General features: G+C 69.3%; 17 protein-coding genes. 9 read left to right on the forward strand and 8 right to left on the reverse strand.

The features are described 5' to 3' along the window. Window positions 1–22: 22 nt before the first annotated feature. On the forward strand, window positions 23–700 hold the full coding sequence (locus C461_RS06960) for a TVP38/TMEM64 family protein (RefSeq protein WP_007999864.1): 678 nt from the start codon (window positions 23–25) through the stop codon (window positions 698–700). Between the two features lie 286 nt (window positions 701–986). Here C461_RS06960 and C461_RS06965 read toward each other — a convergent pair whose 3' ends face one another. The 6 genes from C461_RS06965 to C461_RS06990 all read right to left on the reverse strand — a co-directional run bounded on the left by C461_RS06965 (window position 987) and on the right by C461_RS06990 (window position 6,336). Further along, entirely contained in the window at window positions 987–1,841 is an 855-nt protein-coding gene (locus tag C461_RS06965) for a DUF4382 domain-containing protein (RefSeq protein ID WP_049906454.1), read from the reverse strand. Between the two features lie 13 nt (window positions 1,842–1,854). Continuing rightward, entirely contained in the window at window positions 1,855–2,169 is a 315-nt protein-coding gene (locus C461_RS06970) for a hypothetical protein (RefSeq protein WP_049906419.1), read from the reverse strand. A gap of 310 nt (window positions 2,170–2,479) precedes the next feature. Beyond that, window positions 2,480–3,784 carry an aspartate--tRNA(Asn) ligase gene (aspS, locus tag C461_RS06975; RefSeq protein ID WP_007999869.1) on the reverse strand — a complete coding sequence of 435 codons (1,305 nt, stop codon included), beginning with the start codon at window positions 3,782–3,784 and terminating at the stop codon, window positions 2,480–2,482. Between the two features lie 149 nt (window positions 3,785–3,933). After that, window positions 3,934–5,511 (reverse strand): nickel pincer cofactor biosynthesis protein LarC, encoded by a 1,578-nt coding sequence (larC, locus tag C461_RS06980; RefSeq protein ID WP_007999872.1) that lies wholly within the window; start codon window positions 5,509–5,511, stop codon window positions 3,934–3,936. Window positions 5,512–5,577: 66 nt separating this feature from the next. Beyond that, the gene (locus C461_RS06985; RefSeq protein WP_007999873.1) at window positions 5,578–6,147 is read right to left on the reverse strand and encodes a hypothetical protein; all 570 of its coding nucleotides are present in this window, start codon (window positions 6,145–6,147) and stop codon (window positions 5,578–5,580) included. A 3-nt stretch (window positions 6,148–6,150) separates the two neighbouring features. Further along, window positions 6,151–6,336 carry a hypothetical protein gene (locus C461_RS06990; RefSeq protein WP_007999874.1) on the reverse strand — a complete coding sequence of 62 codons (186 nt, stop codon included), beginning with the start codon at window positions 6,334–6,336 and terminating at the stop codon, window positions 6,151–6,153. Between the two features lie 305 nt (window positions 6,337–6,641). Here C461_RS06990 and C461_RS06995 point away from each other — a divergent pair, with 305 nt between their 5' ends. From C461_RS06995 to C461_RS07015, 5 genes are all read left to right on the forward strand, one after another. Then, entirely contained in the window at window positions 6,642–8,864 is a 2,223-nt protein-coding gene (locus tag C461_RS06995) for a CDC48 family AAA ATPase (protein WP_007999876.1), read from the forward strand. Window positions 8,865–8,990: 126 nt separating this feature from the next. Beyond that, on the forward strand, window positions 8,991–9,299 hold the full coding sequence (locus tag C461_RS07000) for a hypothetical protein (RefSeq protein ID WP_049906420.1): 309 nt from the start codon (window positions 8,991–8,993) through the stop codon (window positions 9,297–9,299). Window positions 9,300–9,373: 74 nt separating this feature from the next. Continuing rightward, a complete protein-coding gene (locus C461_RS07005; protein WP_007999879.1) occupies window positions 9,374–9,907 on the forward strand; it encodes a DUF5815 family protein in 534 nt (177 codons plus the stop codon). Between the two features lie 209 nt (window positions 9,908–10,116). After that, complete coding sequence (gene carB / locus C461_RS07010) at window positions 10,117–13,341, forward strand: carbamoyl-phosphate synthase large subunit (RefSeq protein ID WP_007999881.1); 3,225 nt, start codon at window positions 10,117–10,119, stop codon at window positions 13,339–13,341. A 261-nt stretch (window positions 13,342–13,602) separates the two neighbouring features. Then, window positions 13,603–14,505, forward strand: a complete 903-nt coding sequence (locus C461_RS07015) for a DMT family transporter (RefSeq protein ID WP_007999882.1) — start codon at window positions 13,603–13,605, stop codon at window positions 14,503–14,505. A gap of 34 nt (window positions 14,506–14,539) precedes the next feature. On the opposite strand, the gene C461_RS07020 is transcribed toward C461_RS07015, so the two are convergent. Further along, window positions 14,540–15,112, reverse strand: coding sequence for a nitrous oxide reductase accessory protein NosL (locus C461_RS07020; RefSeq protein ID WP_007999885.1), 573 nt, complete (start codon window positions 15,110–15,112; stop codon window positions 14,540–14,542). A gap of 105 nt (window positions 15,113–15,217) precedes the next feature. On the opposite strand from C461_RS07020, the gene C461_RS07025 reads away from it, so the two are divergent. Genes C461_RS07025 through C461_RS07035 form a run of 3 tightly spaced genes read left to right on the forward strand, consistent with a single transcriptional unit; the run spans window position 15,218 to window position 19,094 of the window. Further along, entirely contained in the window at window positions 15,218–17,323 is a 2,106-nt protein-coding gene (locus C461_RS07025; RefSeq protein WP_007999886.1) for a right-handed parallel beta-helix repeat-containing protein, read from the forward strand. After that, on the forward strand, window positions 17,320–18,204 hold the full coding sequence (locus C461_RS07030) for an ABC transporter ATP-binding protein (RefSeq protein ID WP_007999889.1): 885 nt from the start codon (window positions 17,320–17,322) through the stop codon (window positions 18,202–18,204). The genes C461_RS07025 and C461_RS07030 overlap by 4 nt, the downstream gene beginning before the upstream one ends. Further along, complete coding sequence (locus C461_RS07035; protein ID WP_007999891.1) at window positions 18,201–19,094, forward strand: ABC transporter permease subunit; 894 nt, start codon at window positions 18,201–18,203, stop codon at window positions 19,092–19,094. Before C461_RS07030 ends, C461_RS07035 begins: the two co-directional genes overlap by 4 nt. A gap of 86 nt (window positions 19,095–19,180) precedes the next feature. On the opposite strand, the gene C461_RS07040 is transcribed toward C461_RS07035, so the two are convergent. Continuing rightward, entirely contained in the window at window positions 19,181–19,516 is a 336-nt protein-coding gene (locus tag C461_RS07040) for a DUF7471 family protein (RefSeq protein ID WP_049906456.1), read from the reverse strand. Between the last annotated feature and the right edge of the window lie 132 nt (window positions 19,517–19,648).

Consider the following 19,648-nt stretch of genomic DNA (forward strand, 5'->3'; position numbering starts at 1 on the left):
ACTCGGACGCGGAGCCCACGCCGTGAATCGTCGATCGCTCGTCGGCGGGTACGTCGTCGCCGGCGTGGGAGTCGCGGCGGTCGCGGCGGTCGCGCTGCTCGTTTCGCCGTCGTTCGTCTTCGGCCCGCTGGAGTGGCTCGCCGCACATCCCGTTCGGTTCGGCGCCGCGCTGATCGCGCTCGCGGTGATCAGACCCTTCCTCGCGTGGCCGAACACGCTGCTCGCGGTCGCGGTCGGCTACGGCTACGGCTGGACCGGGCTCCCGCTCGGGGTCGCGCTGCTCACGCTGACGGCGCTGCCGGCGTATCGACTCGCCCGCGCGGGGCGGTCGCAGGCGCGGGCGGCGCTCCCGGCGGCCGACCGCCTATTCGACGCCGGCGAGCGGTTCGCGACCGCGACCGGCGGCGTGCGCGCCGTCGCGGCGATGCGGCTGTTCCCGATCCCGTCCGACGCGGTTTCGGTCGGCGCCGGCGTCGCCGACGTTCGAACTCGGCCGTTCCTGCTCGGCACGGCGGTCGGAGAGCTCCCGTGGGTGATCGTCGGTATCGCGGTCGGCGTCTCGCTCGATCGGCTCGCGGCCGGCGGACTGTCCGCCGTCGATCCCGTCGCTATCGTCGCGATGGCCGGGATCGGGGCGCTGCTGCTCTCCGGGCCACTGTATCGGACGTTCCTCGGAGAGCAATCCGGATCGGCCGCCTGACCGTCCGATCCCGGGACGGACGAACCGGCCGCCCGGGTGCAGCGTGCTGCGTCGGGACGGTCGAAGCGTGTGCCTCTGTCCGTGTGCCTCTGTTCGTGTGCCCCTGATTGGGAACCGGTCGCAAGCGTGCATTCCCCTCCGGTCCCCAACTCCCGGGACCGCTCCCAGCCCTAACCCCGAAGCGGCGACCGGCAGACCGGTACGTGCGCGTCGGTCTGCCGCCCACCACTTCAACGAGGGACCGAAGGTGTCACGCCGCGTCGGTCGTCGAGACGACCCGACTCACCTACGAGTCGTCGCTGTCCGTCTCGTTGCCGTCGCTATCGGTTTCGTTGCCGTCGCTGTCCGTCTCGCTGCCGTCGCCGTCTTCCTCGTAGTTGACTTCGATACCGCTCGGGACGGGTCGGAGGAGGTACGAGCCGTTCCCGCGGCGGACCGGCGCGAAGTCGGCGGTGAAGCTCGTCCGCGTGTTCTCGCGGATGTCGAACGCCTCGTTGAACGTGAGCGGGGCGTTCCCCGGGAGATCGACGGTCGCGTCGCCGCCCTCGACGAGCGTGCCGTCGGCGTTCGAGACGTCCAACTGGAGGAACCGATACGTGCCGACCGATAGCTCTCGCTCGTCGATCAGCTGCGTCTCGCCGTTCTGTAACTGGACGAGGTCCGCCTCCTGCGGCTCGTCGAACTCGAAGTACTCGCGGCCGGCGGGTTCGCTCTCGTCGTCGTCACCCACCTCGTCATCACCTTCTTCGTCATCACCCTCATCGTCCTCGTCGTCGCCAGCGTCCTCGTCGGATTCGCCGTCAGCGGTCTCGTTGCCGGCGGCGGTCTCGCTGCCGGCGGCGGTCTCGTTGGTGTCCGCAGTCTCGTTGTCCCCAGACTGCTCGCCGTCGGCGCCGCTCTCGGCGCCTTCGGGACCGAGCCAGATCCCCTCGACCGTGACGACGAGCGACTCGAAGTCGGCGATGTCGGCGGGTTGGTCGGTCACGCTGGTCGCGAGCGTCCCGGTCGCTCGTCCGACGCAGCCGGCGATCCCGGCCGCACCGAGCGCGGCGGCGCCGGTCGCTTGCAGGTAGGTCCGCCGGTCGAGCGTGCCGACTGCAGACCCCGCCTCGGTCGCGTCATCGGACGCGTCACCGGACACGTCGTCCGACACGTCAGGCACCTCCCTCGTCGGCCGTCTCGTCGCTCTCAGTCTCCGCGTCGCCCGCGGCGCCGTCGGTCCCGTTACCGGCGATGTCGCTCACCGTCTCGCCGAGCCCGTCGACGCCGTCAGGGACGCCGTCGGCGATCGCGTCGAGCAGGTCGCCGACGAAGTCCGGCACCTGATCCGGCAGGTCGCTCGGCGGGCCCGCGTCGCCCGCGGCGTCGTCCGGTCCGGGGGTCGCCGCCACGGCGCCGGCGGCCCCACCGAGCCCGATCAGTACCACCGCGGCGAGCGCCGCGGTCAATGTCGTTCGGATAGCGTTCATGACGACCGGACCTCGGGGCGCCACCCGTATTAATACTGCAAACCGTTAAGCCGACTTTGACCCGGTTTAATCCGGCTGAAGCCGCTGCGTGCGTGAGGTTCAGCCGATATCGCCCGAGCCGGCGGCTGTTTATAAATGGCGTCCGAAGAAATCTGACGGGCCACGTCGCGCGGGCAGTCAAGCGAGACGGACCGGCAGTCGGACCGGCGATCGAATCGGTGGTCGAATCGGTGGTCGAATCGACGGTCAGACCGGCGGTCGAATCGGTGATCCGTGATCTGGATCGGTGATCCGAATCGCGGGGTGCGCCCTAGGGTTCCAGCCGGTTCGGGTCGCGCGGGAACATGATCGCCTCTTTGATGTTGTCGAGGTCGGCGACCTTCTGGACCAGCCGGTCGATCCCGAGCCCGTAGCCGCCGTGGGGCGGCGTGCCGAAGCTGAGCGCCTCGATGTAGAACTCGAAGTTCGCCTGCTCGACGCCTTCCTCCTCCATGACCTCGATCATGCGGTCGACGTCGTGCTCGCGCTGGCCGCCCGACGAGAGCTCCTGTCCCTTATAAATAAGGTCGAACTTCCGCGAGGCGATGTCGTCGCCCTCGACGTCCTGCATGTAGTAGAACTTCTCGTCGGGGTAGCCGACGACGAAGAACGCGGGGTGACCCTGCTCCTCGAAGTGCTCGCCCAGCAGCTTCTCACCTTTCGTGTCGAGGTCGGTGGGGTCGTCCGGGAAGTGACCGTACTCGGTCTCCAAGATGTCGAGCGCCTCGTCGAAGGTGATCCGCGGGAAGTCCTCCTCGGGGACCTGCAGGTCGACGTCGAGGAGGTCGAGTTCGCGCTCGGCGTTCTCGGCGGCCGCCCGGAGCGCGTAGCGCAGCGACTTCTCTTGGACGTCCATCACGTCGTCGTGGTCCTCGATGTACGCGAGTTCGACGTCGAACATCGCGATCTCGGAGACGTGTCGAGAGGTCGCGAAGTTCTCCGCGCGGAACGCGGTGCCGTTCTCGTAGACGGCCTCGTAGCCGGAGGCCATCAGTATCTGTTTGTACAGCTGCGGGCTCTGCGAGAGGAACGCGTCCTGGTTGTAGTAGAGGATGGGGAACAGCTCCGCGCCGCCCTCCGCGCCGCCCTTCGAGATGCGCGGCGTCTTGATGTCGACGAATCCCTCGTCGTCGAACCACTCCTCCATCGCCGTCATCAGCTTCGAGCGCAGCGTGAACACGGCGAGCGTCTCCGGCTTCCGGAGGTCGAGCGCGCGGTTGTCGAGCCGCGTCGAGAGGTCGACCTCGATGTCCTTCGAGATCTCCAGCGGGAGCGGGGAGTCGGCCTCGTCGATGACCTCGTACTCCGTTGGCGCGAGCTCAACGCCACCAGGTGCCTGATCGCTCTCCAAGGGCTTGCCGACGACGCGGACGACGTCTTCGGCGCCGACGTCCTGGACGGCCTCGAACAGGTCGGGCTCGCGCTCCTCTTTAAATACGATCTGGATGAGCCCCTCGCGGTCGCGCACGATGAGGAAGACGAGGCCTCCCAGATCGCGGATCTCGTGGACGTGGCCGGCGATGGCGACCTCGTCCGCGTCCGGTTCGACGTCCGACGTGTGGATTCGCTCGATCATGACGGAGTTTCGGGTTACGTGCACCTGGTCGGGCGGTCGTCATAGGCCTGTCGTCTCGACGTCGACGGAACCGCCGCCCTGCGTCCGTCTGGCCGCCGATCCACGGCCTATTTCGCCGTCGGTCCGTCGTTGATAGCCGACGACGACCGCTATTCGTCGAGGGCGTCGAGTCCGTCGTGCACCTGCGCTTCCGCCCGCCGCAGCACGTCTCGGATCGGGGCGTCGGTCGCTTCGGCAACCGCGGCCGCGTCTTCGTACTCCGCGCTCACGTCGTACACGTCGCCGTCGGCCGTGGACGCGACCTTCACCGACACCTCGTGGGCCTCGCCGTCGATGGTGAGTGTCGCCGTTTCGAAGTCGCGTTCGGCGATCCACCGGTGGCTCGCGCCCGTCTGCCGCACGCCGAGGGTGCCCGTCTCGCGGGCGAGCCGCTCGGCGACCGCCTCGGCGTCGGCCGGCTTGCAGATCACCGTCACGAGGTGTCCCGGACGGGACTTCTTCATCGTAGTCGGAATGATCGTCACGTCGCGGGCGCCGGCGCGCGCGAGCGTCTCTTGGAGCCCGCCGAGCACCTCGGGGGCGGCGTCGTCGAGGTTCGTTTCGAGGACGGCGACGTCGTCGTGGACGAGACCGCCGTGGCCGCCGCGGCCGCCGCGAGCGTGTGCGTCGCCGTCTCGAGCGTCGGCGTCCTCGCTTCCGCCGTCACCCTCGCTTCCGCCGTCGCCGACCAGCACGCGGAGGACGTTCGGGTGGCGTTCGAAGGTCGCGTCGCCGGCGCCGTAGCCGGCGGTGTCGACGTCGAGCGGCGGGATCGAGTCGACGCCCTCGGCGACCGCGGCGAGGATCGCCGCGCCGGTCGGCGTCAACAGCTCCCGGTCTATCGGCCCGCCCGTGAGCGCGAAGTCGGCGCCCGCCACGATCTCCGTCGTCGCCGGGGCGGGGACCGGGTAGACGCCGTGGCTCATTTCCACGTCGCCGCCGCCACCGGCGACGGGAGTCGTCACGACGCGGTCGACGTCGAGGTCGTCGAGGAGTAGCGCCGCGCCGACCACGTCAGCGATCGCGTCGTCGGCGCCGACCTCGTGGAAGTGCGTCGCGTCGAGGTCGGTGCCGTGGACCGACGCCTCGGCGCGACCCAAGCGCTCGAAGGCGTCGAGCGCGACGGTCTCGACGGTCTCGGGAAGCCCCATCGACTCGACGAGGGCGACGACTTCGGGGTAGCTGCGGTGGACGCCGGCACCTTCGGCGTGCTCGTGGGTGTGGTCGTGGTCGTGGGTGTGGCCGTGGGTGTGGTCGTGGGTGTGGTCGTGGTCGTGGGTGTGGCCGTGGGTGTGGTCGTGGGTGTGGCCGTGGTCGTGGGTGTGGCCGTGGTCGTGGGTGTGGCCGTGGTCGTGGGTGTGGCCGTGGTCGTGGGTGTGGCCGTGGTCGTGCCCACTTTCGGTCGATACACCGCCGTCTCCGTCGTCGCTGTCGACGGCGTTATCGGCGTTGTCGGCGTTGTCGGCGTCGCCGTCACCGTCGCCGTCGACAACCTCGCTCTCGTCGAGGAGCACGTCGACCGTCGTCGACCGGATGCCGTTCTTCTCCGTCTCACCGATTTCGTACCGGACCGGTAGACAGGCCGTGACGGGCTCGAGGACGTCGGGGTCGGCCCCGGCCGCGATCAGCGCGGCGCAGATCATGTCGCCGGCGGCGCCGGTCCGACCGTCGAAGACGAGCGTTCGCATGGGGTATCCGAGGCGATTGCCGAACAAATACCTCCGGATCGAACGAGTCCGAACGACGGGTGCGGCTCACGGGAACGAGTCCGGGCCTAGGTCCCACGGCAGGAAGTGCACGACCTCCAGCGCACCGGTGGCGACCGCGACGAGCAGACACATGTATATCGCGTTACCGACGGCGGAGAGCGCGACGAACCGCGACCGCGGATATCCGTTCAACGCGGCGACGATCGTCATCAACCCTCGGAATCCGGGCGTGGCGTTACTCATCCAGATCGCGTGACCGCCGAACCGATCGAACTGTCGGTTGATAATGGCCATCCGCCGATCGCCGATCCGCCCTCGCACCGCGGACGGGAGGCGATCGAGGCGCGGAATCGCCCGGTACAGCCGGCCGTGCTCGCCGGCGTCGTCGAACCCCTGATACAGGACGAACTGGCCGGCGGTGACCGAAACGAGACAGCACGCGGCGACGAGCGCCGTCACCGCGAACGTCGGCTCCCAGGCGAAGACGTAGAGGAGAAACAGGATCGACGGGTGGAGGAGCTTCCCGACCAACAGCCCTTCGAGGAAGTACGCGACGACGAGGAGCGACGGCCCCACGGCGAGAAGCAGCGCGCCGAGCGTCGTGTCGAGTGCCATCCGTCAGTCGTCGCCGGCGGCAAACAGGTACAGTTCGCCGAAGACGAGCAGTCCGATCACCGCGAAGGGAACCGCCACGAGCCCGCCGATATCGAGGGCGTACAACCCGAGTCCGAGAAGCGCACCCGCGACGAGGAACGCGAGCCGATCGACGAGCGACCGCATCGGGTCGGAGAGCGAGTCGGACATGTGTCGTGGCTTCGCGCGCGCCAAACATAAATGTCGAACGCCGATGCCGAATGCCGATGCCGAACGTCGACCGCAAGACGTCGAACGCCGACTATAGGGGCGGGAACCGGCAGCACCGGCCCGATCGGACCGACGGCGAAAACGCACGCTTACGACGAGGTTTTAACCCAGCACTTCGTACCATGTTACATGATGACACAGACCTATGATGACGGAGGGGTCGCCGGCATACGTGGTAGCGTCGGCAGGGGCAACAGGCTTATTCCCCAACCGGGTGCAGTTACGGACAACCCCCGCGAGGAATCATGAACGAAGTTCAACTCGAAGTGGCGAAGGCGTACCCGAACGACTCGGGGCGCGGCATCGCCCGACTCGACCCCGACACGCTGTTGCACCTCAAGCTCTCGCCCGGCGACATCATCGAGATCGAGGGCGCGGAGACGACCGCCGCGAAGGTCTGGCGGGCCGACCGGCAGGACTGGAACACGGACACGGTCCGCGTGGACGGGTTCACCCGTCAGAACGCCGACGTGGGCATCGGTGAGCGCGTCACCATCCGGAAGGCGGAGGCCGAGAAGGCGGAGAAGCTCGTCTTGGCCCCGCCCGAGGAGGCGTCGGTCCAGTTCGGCTCCGACGCGGCCGGCATGGTGAAACGCCAGATCCTCAAGCGGCCGGTGGTCGAGCGCGACATCGTCCCCGTCATGAGCTCGACGAACCACCCGTTCATGCGCTCGCCCGGACAGGCGATCCCGCTGATCGCGGTCGAGACGGAGCCCGACGGCGTCTGTCTCATCACCGAGGACACCGAGGTCGAACTCCGCGAGGAGCCGATCTCCGGGTTCGAGAAGACCGGCGGCGGGATCACCTACGAGGACATCGGCGGGCTCCAGTCGGAGATCCAGCGCGTCCGGGAGATGGTCGAGCTCCCGATGAAGCACCCGCAGATCTTCTCGAAGCTCGGGATCGAGCCGCCGCAGGGCGTCCTGCTGCACGGGCCGCCGGGTACCGGGAAGACCCTCTTAGCGAAGGCCGTCGCCAACGAGACGAGCGCGTCGTTCTTCTCGATCGCCGGCCCGGAGATCATCTCGAAGTACTACGGCGAGTCCGAACAGCAGCTCCGGGAGATCTTCGAGGACGCCAAAGAGGAGAGTCCCAGCATCATCTTCATCGACGAGCTCGACTCGATCGCGCCCAAACGCGAGGACGTCACCGGCGAGGTCGAGCGGCGCGTCGTCGCCCAGCTGCTGACGATGATGGACGGGCTCGAAACCCGCGGACAGGTGATCGTCATCGGGGCGACGAACCGCGTCGACAGCGTCGACCCCGCGCTCCGCCGACCCGGCCGGTTCGACCGCGAGATCGAGATCGGCGTCCCCGACGAGGTGGGGCGCAAGGAGATCCTCCAGATCCACACCCGCGGGATGCCGCTTTCGGACGACGTGAGCCTCGATCACCTCGCGGACGAGACCCACGGCTTCGTCGGCGCCGACATCGAGAGCCTCACCAAGGAGGCGGCGATGAAGGCGCTGCGCCGGTACCTCCCCGAGATCGACCTCGACGAGGAGGAAGTGCCGCCGAGCCTGATCGACCGGATGATCGTCAAGCGCGACGACTTCTCCGGCGCGCTCACCGAGGTCGAACCGTCGGCGATGCGCGAGGTGCTCGTCGAGCTGCCGAAGATATCGTGGGACGACGTCGGCGGGCTCGCGGAGGCCAAACAGCAGGTCCAGGAGTCGGTCGAGTGGCCGCTCACCTCCCCGGAGAAGTTCGACCGGATGGGCGTCGACGCCCCGAAGGGGGTGTTGCTGTACGGCCCGCCCGGCACCGGGAAGACGCTGATGGCGAAGGCGGTCGCCAACGAGACGAACGCGAACTTCATCTCGGTGCGGGGACCGCAGCTGCTCTCGAAGTGGGTCGGCGAGTCCGAAAAGGCGATCCGCCAGACGTTCCGCAAGGCGCGACAGGTGAGCCCGACGATCATCTTCTTCGACGAGCTCGACAGCCTCGCGCCCTCTCGCGGGCAGGAGATGGGGAACAACGTCTCTGAGCGCGTCGTCAATCAGCTCCTGACGGAGCTCGACGGGCTCGAAGAGATGGGCGACGTGATGGTGATCGGCGCCACCAACCGCCCGGACATGATCGACCCGGCGCTGCTCCGCTCCGGCCGGTTCGACCGGCTCGTGATGATCGGCCAGCCGAACCAGGAGGGACGCGAGCAGATCCTCGACATCCACACCGAGAACACGCCGCTCGCCCCCGACGTGAGCCTCCGAGAGATCGCCGAGATCACCGACGGCTACGTCGGCTCCGACCTCGAGGGGATCGCCCGCGAGGCCGCGATCGAGGCGCTGCGTGACGACGACGACGCCGAGGAGGTCGAGATGAAGCACTTCCGGGCCGCGCTGGAGTCCGTGCGCCCCACGATCAACGAGGACATCCTCGCGTACTACGAGGAGATCGAACAGCAGTTCAAGGGCGGGAGCGGCCAGCCGCTCCGCGACACGGGCGGCCGGATCGGATTCCAGTAGGAATCCACTCGATCTCATCCTGATCTCGCACCGATCCCATCTCGATCTCGCACCGATCTCGCGGCCGGCTGTCGATCGGCTCTCGGCGACGTTTTTTCACCGTTCTCTCCGTAGTCGACAGTGACTATGCCAGAAGATGTCACAGTCGACGTGGAGGTCGAGATCGAGGTCGACACCGACGAACTAGAGATCGAGCGCGACGACGCCGAACTCATCGAGGCGACGTACCAGGCGAGCGGCGTCGAGATCGAAGTCGAAGCCGAGGTGGCGGTTCACGGCGGAGATGGCGACGACGGCGAGGATGGCGAAGACGTGGACGATGAGGCGGACGCGGACGACAGGGCAGACGCGGACGAAGCTGACGGCGGCGACGGCGACGCGGACGGTGACGAGGCGGACGAAGACGACGAGAGCGGGTACCAGGATTACGAGTAGCGTCGGCGGCGCCCGCGGGCCCGGCAGCGGTCGCGTTCCGCGTCTTTTAACCCCGACAGCGGCCAACGACGGGTATGTCCCAGCCGCGCGTCCCCGGCGGCGACGAGAACACGCTGGAGTTGCCCTGCGGAGAGACGATCGGACCCGGCGATCTGGACCTCGGGATGCGCGAGTTCGAGTGCGCCTGCGGGGAGACGCACGCGGTCGTGATGGACGTCCACCCCCCGGAGCGGTTCCTCCCCGAGTTCCTCGTCGAGGTGCTCCGCGAGGCGATCGAGACGACCAGCGAGGAAATGCCCGAGTTCGACACGCCGCACCTCCTCGGCGTCGTGTTAGAGGAGTTCCCGGAGGCCGTCGTCGCCCACGACGCCAGCGACGACGCCGACGTGGGCTACGCGATGGCGTGGGTGGCCGACTTCGACTCCCGACGCCTCCACGAGATCGTCGTCGAACTCGTCGTCGAACTCATGGAACACGCCGTGAGCCACGCTGACGACGACGAGGCGCTCTCGGCGTTCGAAGAGGAGATGATGCAGTTCGACGTGCGCGAGTTCGTCGAGCAGTACCGCGCCGAGCGCGACCTCTCTGCCGAGGACCCGTACGCCTGACGGTCGCCAGTCGACGCCGCGATCCGCGCGGCCGGCACCGCGATTTGAGCCCCCTCCGCGTGTTTTCGTGCGCGACCCGCTCGTCGCTGACCACCGGCTGTCCCGTCTCGTGCGGTACGTTCCGACATACCTTGCGAAAATCGCAAACTCGCTGCGAGATTCGTATTCTATCGCCGACCTTATTACGATGAACGTACTCCGTCGCGATAATGAGCGAGGACCGGACCATTCTACTCATCGGTAGCGGACCGATCCAGATCGGACAGGCGGCCGAGTTCGACTACTCCGGCGCACAGGCGTGTCGCGCGCTCCAGGAGGAGGGCGCCCGCGTCGTGCTGGTGAACTCGAACCCGGCGACGATCATGACCGACCCGGAGACCGCGGACCGGGTGTACATCGAGCCGATCACGCCGGAGGCCATCGCGGAGGTCATCCGGATCGAGGAGCCCGACGGCGTCATCGCGGGACTCGGGGGACAGACGGGCCTCAACGTCACCGCCGAACTCGCCGAGGAGGGCATTCTGGAGGAGCACGACGTCGAAGTGATGGGAACGCCGCTCGACACCATCTACGCGACGGAGGACCGCGACCTGTTCCGCCAGCGCATGGAGAACATCGACCAGCCGGTGCCGAAGTCGACGACCATCGCCCTGTCCGAGGGCGAATCGGTCACCGACTTCGACGAGGGGGCGCTCCGCGAGCGCGTCCAGGACGCCGTCGACGATGTCGGCGGACTCCCCGTCATCGCCCGGACGACGTACACCCTCGGCGGCTCCGGCTCCGGGGTCGTCGACGACTTCGAAGAGCTCGTCGAGCGCGTCCGCAAGGGGCTCCGCCTCTCGCGGAACAGCGAGGTCCTGATCACGGAGTCCATCGCGGGCTGGGTCGAACTGGAGTACGAGGTGATGCGGGACGCCGACGACTCCTGTATCATCATCTGCAACATGGAGAACATCGACCCGATGGGGATCCACACCGGCGAGTCGACGGTCGTCACCCCCTCGCAGGTCATCCCCGACGACGGCCACCAGGACATGCGCGACGCCGCGCTCAAGGTCATCCGGGACCTGGGTATCCAGGGCGGCTGTAACATCCAGTTCGCGTGGCGCGACGACGGCACCCCCGGCGGGGAGTACCGCGTGGTGGAAGTGAACCCGCGCGTCTCGCGCTCCTCAGCGCTCGCGTCGAAGGCGACGGGCTACCCGATCGCCCGCGTCACGGCCAAGGTCGCGCTCGGCAAGCGCCTCCACGAGATCGACAACGAGATCACCGGCGAGACGACCGCCGCCTTCGAGCCCGCCATCGACTACGTGGTGACGAAGGTGCCGCGCTGGCCCATCGACAAGTTCGACGACGTGGACTTCGAACTCGGCACGGCGATGAAATCGACCGGCGAGGCGATGGCGATCGGCCGGAACTTCGAGGAGAGCCTGCTGAAGTCGCTGCGCTCCTCCGAGTACGACCCGGCGGTCGACTGGGTCGACGTCGACGACGAGACCCTCGAAGCCGAGTACCTCGAACGCCCCACCCCGGACCGCCCGTACGCGATCTTCGAGGCGTTCGACCGCGGCTACACCGTCGACGACATCGAGTCGCTCACGGGCATCGAGCCGTGGTACCTCGAACGGTTCAAACGCGTCAGCGACACCGCGCAGGCGGCACAGAACGGGGAGTTCGCCCCGGCGGCCACCTCGGGTCACACCAACGCCCAGATCGCGGCGATCGCCGGCGGCGGGACCGACGTCGACGCCGTGGAGGCGGACGTGCCCGGCCGGACGTACAAGCAGGTCGACACCTGCGCCGGCGAGTTCGCCGCGCAGACCCCGTACTACTACTCCGCCCGCCAGTCGGAGTTCGAGCGCGGCCCGCTGAAAGGCGACGCCGCGGCCGGCGAACTGGTCGTCGACAAGAGCGTCGACAGCGTGGTCGTCGTCGGCGGCGGTCCGATCCGGATCGGGCAGGGCGTCGAGTTCGACTACTGCTCGGTCCACGCGATCCAGGCGCTCCGCGAACTGGGCATCGAGGCGCACGTCGTCAACAACAACCCGGAGACGGTCTCGACGGACTACGACACCTCCGACGGGCTCTTCTTCGACCCGATCACGGCCGAGGAGGTCGCCGACGTGGCCGAGGCGACCGGCGCGGACGGCGTGATGGTCCAGTTCGGCGGTCAGACCTCCGTCAACATCGGCGAACCGCTCGAAGCGGAGATCGAGCGCCGCGGGCTCGACTGCGAGATACTGGGCACCAGCGTCGAGGCGATGGACCTCGCCGAGGACCGCGACCGCTTCAACGTCCTCATGGACGAGATGGGCGTCGCGCAGCCCTCGGGCGGCACCGCGACCAGCGAGACCGAGGCGCTCGATCTGGCCCACCAGATCGGCTACCCGGTCCTCGTCCGCCCCTCCTACGTGCTCGGCGGACGCGCGATGCGCGTCGTCGAGGACGACGCGGAACTGGAACACTACATCGAGGAGGCGGTCCGCGTCTCGCCGGACAAGCCGATCCTGATCGACCAGTTCCTCGACAACGCGATCGAACTGGACGTCGACGCCGTGTCGGACGGCGAGGACGTGCTGCTCGGCGGCGTGATGGAGCACGTCGAGAGCGCGGGCGTCCACTCGGGCGACTCCGCCTGCATGATCCCGCCGCGCTCGCTCGACGACGACACAATGGCGCGGGTACGCGAGGTCACCGAGAACATCGCCCGCGCGCTCGATACGGTCGGCCTGCTCAACGTCCAGCTCGCGGTGACGGGCGCCGGCGACGACGACGCCGAAACCGAGGTGTACGTGCTGGAGGCGAACCCGCGCTCCTCGCGGACGGTGCCGTTCGTCTCGAAGGCGACGGGCGTCCCGATCGCGAAGCTCGCCGCGAAGGTGATGACCGACGGTCTGACGCTCGCGGACCTCGACGTCGACGAGCAGATCCCCGAACACTGCAGCGTGAAGGAGGTCGTCCTCCCGTTCGACCGCCTGCCGGGCTCGGACCCGCGGCTCGGCCCGGAGATGAAGTCGACCGGCGAAGTGATGGGCACGGCTCGCTCGTTCGGTAAGGCGTACGACAAGGCGCAGGACTCGACCGGCAAGCCGATCCCCGAGTCGGGCACCGCCGTCGTCGACCTCTCCGCCGAGGAGTTCCCGGACCCGGACACCGAGGCCGGCGAGGCGCTGGTCGAGGGGTACGCCGAGCACTTCGAGCTGTCGACGGCGACGGACCTCGTCGACGCCGCGCGGCGCGGCGAGATCGACCTCATCGTCTCCCGGCAGCGCGAACTGCTGGAGGTCGCCGTCGAAGAGGAGATCACCTACTTCTCGACGCACGCCTCCGCGACGGCCGCGCTCGAAGCGATCGAGCACGCGGACGACGACCTCGACGTGATGGCTGTCTCGGACCGCCCGAAGCGCGTCGAGAAGTGGGGCGCGGCGGAGTAAGCGACGGATACGACCCCGGCGAACGTCGGTCGCGGCAGAATTGAAGTGCAGAATTTTGAAGTGGAGGATCGAACCGAGGCGAACGAGGGGTGTGTCGTATGTTATATGGTGTCATATGTCGTCAAAGTATTATGTTCTCACACGCAGTTGCCCCGGTATGCCAATCGGGAGTCGGGAAACAGCGTTTCTACCGGATCGACTACCGCGAGGAGTAGCCGAGACGCGTGACGCGCTCGACGCGCTCCGCACTCGACAGTGACGATGGACCTCGCGTTTTTCGCGGGAGTCACGCTGGCGGTGCTTGCTGCCGTGCTGCTGGCTGCCCAGAACGTCCTGATTCGGGTAGCCACCGACGGCGGCGACACCAGCGACGCCGTCGTCGTCGTGATGGCGGTCAACTTCGCGCTCGTCGTTCCGTTGGCCGTCGTTCGCCACTACCCGGACTACGGACTTTCGCGAGCCGCCCTCGGATCGTTCGCCGCAGCGGGGATCGTCGGCCTCGTCCTCGGACGCATCTGTCTGTTCGCCGGGATACGGACGATCGGCGCGAGTCGAACGACGCCGATCGTTTCGGCCTCGACGCTGGTCGCTGCCGGGACGGCCGTGTTGTTGTTCGACGAGTCGCTCACCGTCCCGCACCTCGTGGGGATCGCGCTTATCGTCGGCGGGGTCGCCGTCATCTCGTGGGTGACCGCCGCCGGTGATCGGGCTACCGCCTCGCTGCGGAGCGTGGGGGTATCGCTGCTGTTCCCGGTGGCCGCCGCGGTATTCATCGGGGTGGAACCGATACTCGTACGGATCGGCCTTGACTCTGGCACGCCGATTCTGGTGGGGCTCGCGGTGATGATGACGACGGCGTTCGGCAGCTACACCGGGTACCGCAGCCTCCGCGGAAACGCGTTTCCGACACTCGCCCGGAACCCGCACGCGCGGTGGTACGTCGGAGCGGGGGTAGCGAGTACGATCGGGCTACTCACGTATTTCGGGGCGCTCGCATCTGCTCCGGTGGTGATCGTCGTTCCGATCACGCACACGGCGCCGCTGATCGTCATTGCGCTGTCGATCGTGTTCCTTCCGAACCAGCTTGAGCGAATCACGTGGCCGCTGATCGCGGCCGCGATCGTCGTGGTGCTCGGCGCGTCGCTGGTCACCCTTTCCGGGTAGTTCACCTCGCGACGAGGCCACCGAGATCGCCTATTTATAACGCTTCCAGCGTCGACCGTTCGATGTCCTCGGCGGCCATCGCTTCGCCGCCGTACTCGTCGACGAACGCGTCGACGTCGTCGCCGTCGCTGAACGGGATCAGTTCCGGCCCCATGGCCCCGACGACCTCGCTGCGCGCGACGACGGTGAGGGCCGTGATCCGCGCGAACGCCTCGCGCTCGACGTGCGAGGAGAACATGGTGTCGTCGCCCTCGGTGAACGTCTCGTAGTCGACGCGCGAGTAGTCGGTGAGGAACGTCGCGAGCGGGTCTCGGCCCTCGTCTTCGGCGTCGAACAGGTACGTGTACGTGCAAGTGCTACTACAGAACTGGCCGGGACGCCCGCCCTCCGGCTCGTCGTCCGCGAAGTGGATCTGCCCGACCGGCCCGGGGTGGTCCTCGATTATCATCCCGCACTGGTCGCAGGCGCGCTCGCCGTCGAGCGAGACGGGGGTGATCTCCTCGCCCGCGTCGCCGCCGAGACAGCCGGCGACGGAGACCGCGACTCCGCCGCCGAGGCCGGTCAGCAGCCGTCGCCGCGACACCGCCGATCGATCGGAAGTGGGCATGGATGATAATCCGATTTCGGCGGTCTTAGACCCTCGGGACGCGTTCAGCGGCGCGTTCGAGGAACGAACCAGATCGGCTTTACCCCGAGGGATCGTACCGCCGTCGTGGCAGTTTTCGACCCGTACGGCGACCGGTCGCGGCTCGCGCTCGTCGGTCTCGCCGCAGTCGTCGCCGTCGCGGCGCTCGCGACGGCGGGCGCGTTCCTCGCCGATCCCGCGGAAGCGACCCCCGACCCCGTGCGCTACGACGACACCGTCGAACTCGGGCTCTCCGCGGAGACCGACGAGCTGATGGCCGAGTCGGCGACGGTGCCGCGAGCGCAGGTGTTCTACTCGCAGCTCCAGTACGTCGTCGGCTACAACGGGGTCGAGTCGTTCGTCGACCGGCTGCGCGACGACCGGACCGAGGCGCAGTTCGGCTACCCGCTCGTCGCCTACGTCGAGACGTTCGACGGGACCGAGCCGGACACGACCGACTCGGGGCTGTTCCGGACGGCGCCCGGCCGAGTGCCCGCGTGGACGCCGGCCGACGAGGCCGTCTACGTGGTCGACAGCGACGCGCGGAGCCCGGCGGGCGAGACGGTCGTCCCCTTCGAGCGTCGCGACGCCGCGGCGGCGTTCGCCGCCGACCACGGTGGACGGGTCGTCGACTGGGCGACGCTCCGGGAGCGCTCGTTCGACGTCGACTCCGCGGCGACGGCGCGATCGATGGCCCCGGAGCGGTGGCGCGCGGCAGACGACCGGGTCGCGGCCGCGGAGCGCGTCGCCGACCGGCCGGTGTCGGTCGTGGTCGGCGAGGACGCGCCGACGATCGCGGCGGCCGTCGACGCGGCCCCGCCGAACACGACGGTGGTCGTACCGCCCGGGACCTACGAGGAGACGGTTGAGGTGACGAAGCCGGTCACGATCGCCGGTGACGACGCCCGCGTCCGGGGCGACGGCGACGGCTCCGTGATCACGGTCCGAGCGCCCGACGTGGCCCTCACGGGGCTCGCGATCGACGGGACCGGGAACGAGACGCGCGACCCGGACGCGGCGCGCGAGGCCGCGAACGACACCAGCGACGGGAGCGACGGCGACGACGGGGCCGACCGGACGTGGGACACCAACATCCAACTCGGGTACGGTCACGGCGACGCCGGGGTCCGCGCGCTCGGTGCGCCCGGGCTCTTCGTCGACGACGTGGCGATCGAGACGAACGCGAGCGGCGTCCTCCTGCGCGACGGCTCCGACGCGGTGATCCGCGACGTCCGCGTCGACGGCGCCGACCGCTGGCAGGACGGGTTCATGGGCGTCACCGGGATCGAGTCGCGAGCGACCGTGACCGACAGCCGGTTCGCGGACGGACGCGACGGGGTGTACCTCCACCGCGCTGACGGCTCCGTCGTCCGGAACTCCAGCTTTTCGGGGAACCGCTACGGGACGCACCTCATGTACACGGGCGACGCGCTGATCGCGGACAACGCGTTCCGCGACGAGACCTACGGCGGAATCACGGTGATGACCCGCCCCGCGAACAACGCGATCGTCGGCAACGACGTCCGAAACTCCGGCGCGGGGATCCAGGCGTCGGGAACGCGCACGTACGTCGGGTACAACACGCTCGCCGGCAACGGGCTCGGGTTCTCGACCAGCTCGCGGGGGTCGCTGTACGAACACAACGTCGTCGTCGGCAACGAGGAAGGCGCGCGCGCGACGACGGTTATCCCCTCCAGCCGCGTCGTCGCCAACGACTTCGTCGGCAACGAGGACCACGCGGGGGCCGGAGCGGGCGCGCTCCGCGTCTGGGCCGACGGCGATCGCGGCAACTACTGGGAGGGCGCGGACGTCGGCCTCCACGCTTCCGGAGAGCGGGCCTACCGGCCGACCTCGCCGGTCGACGCCGCGCTCCACCGCGAGCCCGCCGCGGTCGCCGTGCGGGAATCGCCCGCGGCCGTCCTCCTCGACCGGCTCCGCGGGACGGTCCCGGGCGCCCGGTCCGGGAGCATCATCGACCCGTCGCCGGCCGCCGACCCGTACGCGCCCGACCGGGTCGTCGCTGCCGGCGACCCCGACGGCCCCCCGGTCCGAGTCGACTGGCTACAGACGCTCGATCGCACCATGAACGCGACCACCACGGCGAACGCGACCGATCGAACCGCCGCGACGAACGTGACCGACCAGATCACCGCGCCGCGGGGACGAGCGGCGACGGGAGGGCAGTCGCCGTGAGCCGAGACCCCGATGCTCCCGTCGCGGAGCTTGACGCCGTCACCCGAACGTACGGCGGCGTGCCCGTGCTCGATTCGGCGTCGCTCGCGGTCGAACCCGGGCTCACGGCCGTCATCGGGCCGAACGGCTCGGGGAAGTCGACGCTGCTCGGCGTCCTCGCCGGCACCGCCGACCCGACCGCGGGGGCGGTCCGACGTCCCGCGGTCGACGGCGACGGCTTCGACGCCGCGGACAACGCGGACAACGCGGGCGACGCGAGCGACGCAGGCGACGCGGACGACGCCGTCAAGCCGGTCGGCTACCTGCCCCAGCGGGTGCCGTTCCGCGAGGGGTTCACCGCCCGCGAGACGCTCGCTTTCTACGCCCGCCTGATCGGCGCGAACCCCGACGCCGCGCTCGCGGACGTCGGGCTCGCCGACGCCGCCGACAGGCGCGTCGAGGCGCTCTCGGGCGGGATGGTCCGGCTGCTCGGCATCGCGCAGGCGACGCTCGGGGACCCTCCGCTCGTCGTCCTCGACGAGCCGGCCAGCGGGCTCGATCCGGGGATGCGCGAGCGGGCGTTCCGCACCGCCGCCGAGCGCGCCGGCGCCGGCACCGCGGTCGTCGTGAGTTCGCACAACCTCGACCTCGTCGACGACCACGCCGACGCCGTCGTCGTGCTCGCCCGCGGGCGGGTCGTCGCCGCGGGCGACCTCGACGCCCTCTGTGACGAGCACGGCGTCGCGGGCGCGAGCGAACTGTACCGCGCCGTGACCGGTGACGGCGGAGACGGGACCGACGGCGAGTCGGACGGCGACCGCAACGGCGACAGCGACAGATCGGATGCCGAGCCGGGCGACGAGCGGGACGCGGTCCACGTCACGGGGGTGTCTCGGGAATGAGCGGCCGCGGCCGCACCGGGACCTCGCTCGGCGGTGCCCTCCGCGCGACCGGCAGCGTGTTCCGCCGGGAGCTCGCGACGGCGTTTCGCACCCCCGGGTACGCCGTCCTCGCGCTCGGGCTGCTCGCGGTGCTCGGCGGCCTCGTCGCCGTCGGCGGGGGCGGCGGGACCGGGTTCGTGCCGGCCGTCGTCGACCTCCTCCTCCCGACGGAGGTGCTGGTGCCGCTGCTCGCGGTCGCGCTGGGGTACCGCGCGCTCCACTCGGACGCCGCCAGCGGCGAGCTCGCCGTAATTCGGACGTATCCGGTCAGTGTCACCAGCTACGTCCTCGGCGTGTTGCTCGCGCGGCTGGTCGCGCTGCTCGCGATCGTCGCCGTCCCCTTCGCGCTGGTCGGCGGGTACGTGTGGCTCACCGCGGCGCCCGACACGGGGATTTACGCGACGCACGCCGGCGTCGACTCGCCGCTGCTGTACCTCCGGTTCGTGGCGCTCGTCGCCCTGCTCGGCGCCGCGTTCCTCTCGCTTTCGGCGGCGCTCTCCGCGGTGGCGTCCACCCGGCGGAGCGCGCTCGCGCTCGCCCTCCTCGCGCTGGTCGCCGGCGTCCTCGGCGGCGACCTCGCACTCCTGCGATCGCTCGCGTCGGGGGCGTCGCCGGCCGGGATCCCCGCGCAACTCGCGCTCACGCCGAACGGGGCGTTCCGCGGGCTCGTCTTCGAGACCGTGATCGGCGTCGCCTTCGCCCCCGACGGCGGGGTCGTCGACGTCGGCCGTGCGGTCGGGTCGCTCGTCGGCTGGACGCTCGGCGGCGGCGCGGTCGCCGTCGCGTCACTGGCGTTTCGGAGCCGGATCGACGCGGCGATCGAGCGGGTTCGATTCCGGCGCGAGGAGTAGGCGAGTAGCGTTCCTCACCGCCTCACCTCTTCACCGCCTCACCTCTTCACCGCCTCACTTCTTCACCGCCTCACCTCTTCACCCCTTCACGTCGATTTCGGGAGCGATCCCGGCGCGTGCGCGTACACGGCGTAGAGCACGATCGCCGCGATCAGGAAATCGAGGCTGTGTTCGAGGAAGTGGTGGACCGGCATCGGGACGTATCCGAGGACGGTCCCCGCGCCGACGATCGACCGCGCCAGCAACACCCCGACGGCGACGCTGATGAGGCGGAACTGGCCGCCCCCGCGGCGGCGGGACGCGACGACGCTCACCAAGAAGAGGACGCCCGTACCGATCCCGGCGACGGCGATGACGCCGAGCAACAGGAACGAGCCGACGGGACCTAACCCCTCGATCGCCAGCGGTACGGACGACGGCAGCGGAGGGGGCGTCGGGGACGGCGGGGCGAGCGGCGGGAACGACACAGTCACGGTACGTGTCGTTGTGCGGGGAGCGATAAGAATACTCGTCCCGGTCGCTCTCGCTCGGAGGGAACGCCCGCGCGCTTTTTA

The organism is Halorubrum aidingense JCM 13560 (genome assembly GCF_000336995.1).
In the GTDB taxonomy this organism is placed as follows: domain Archaea; phylum Halobacteriota; class Halobacteria; order Halobacteriales; family Haloferacaceae; genus Halorubrum; species Halorubrum aidingense.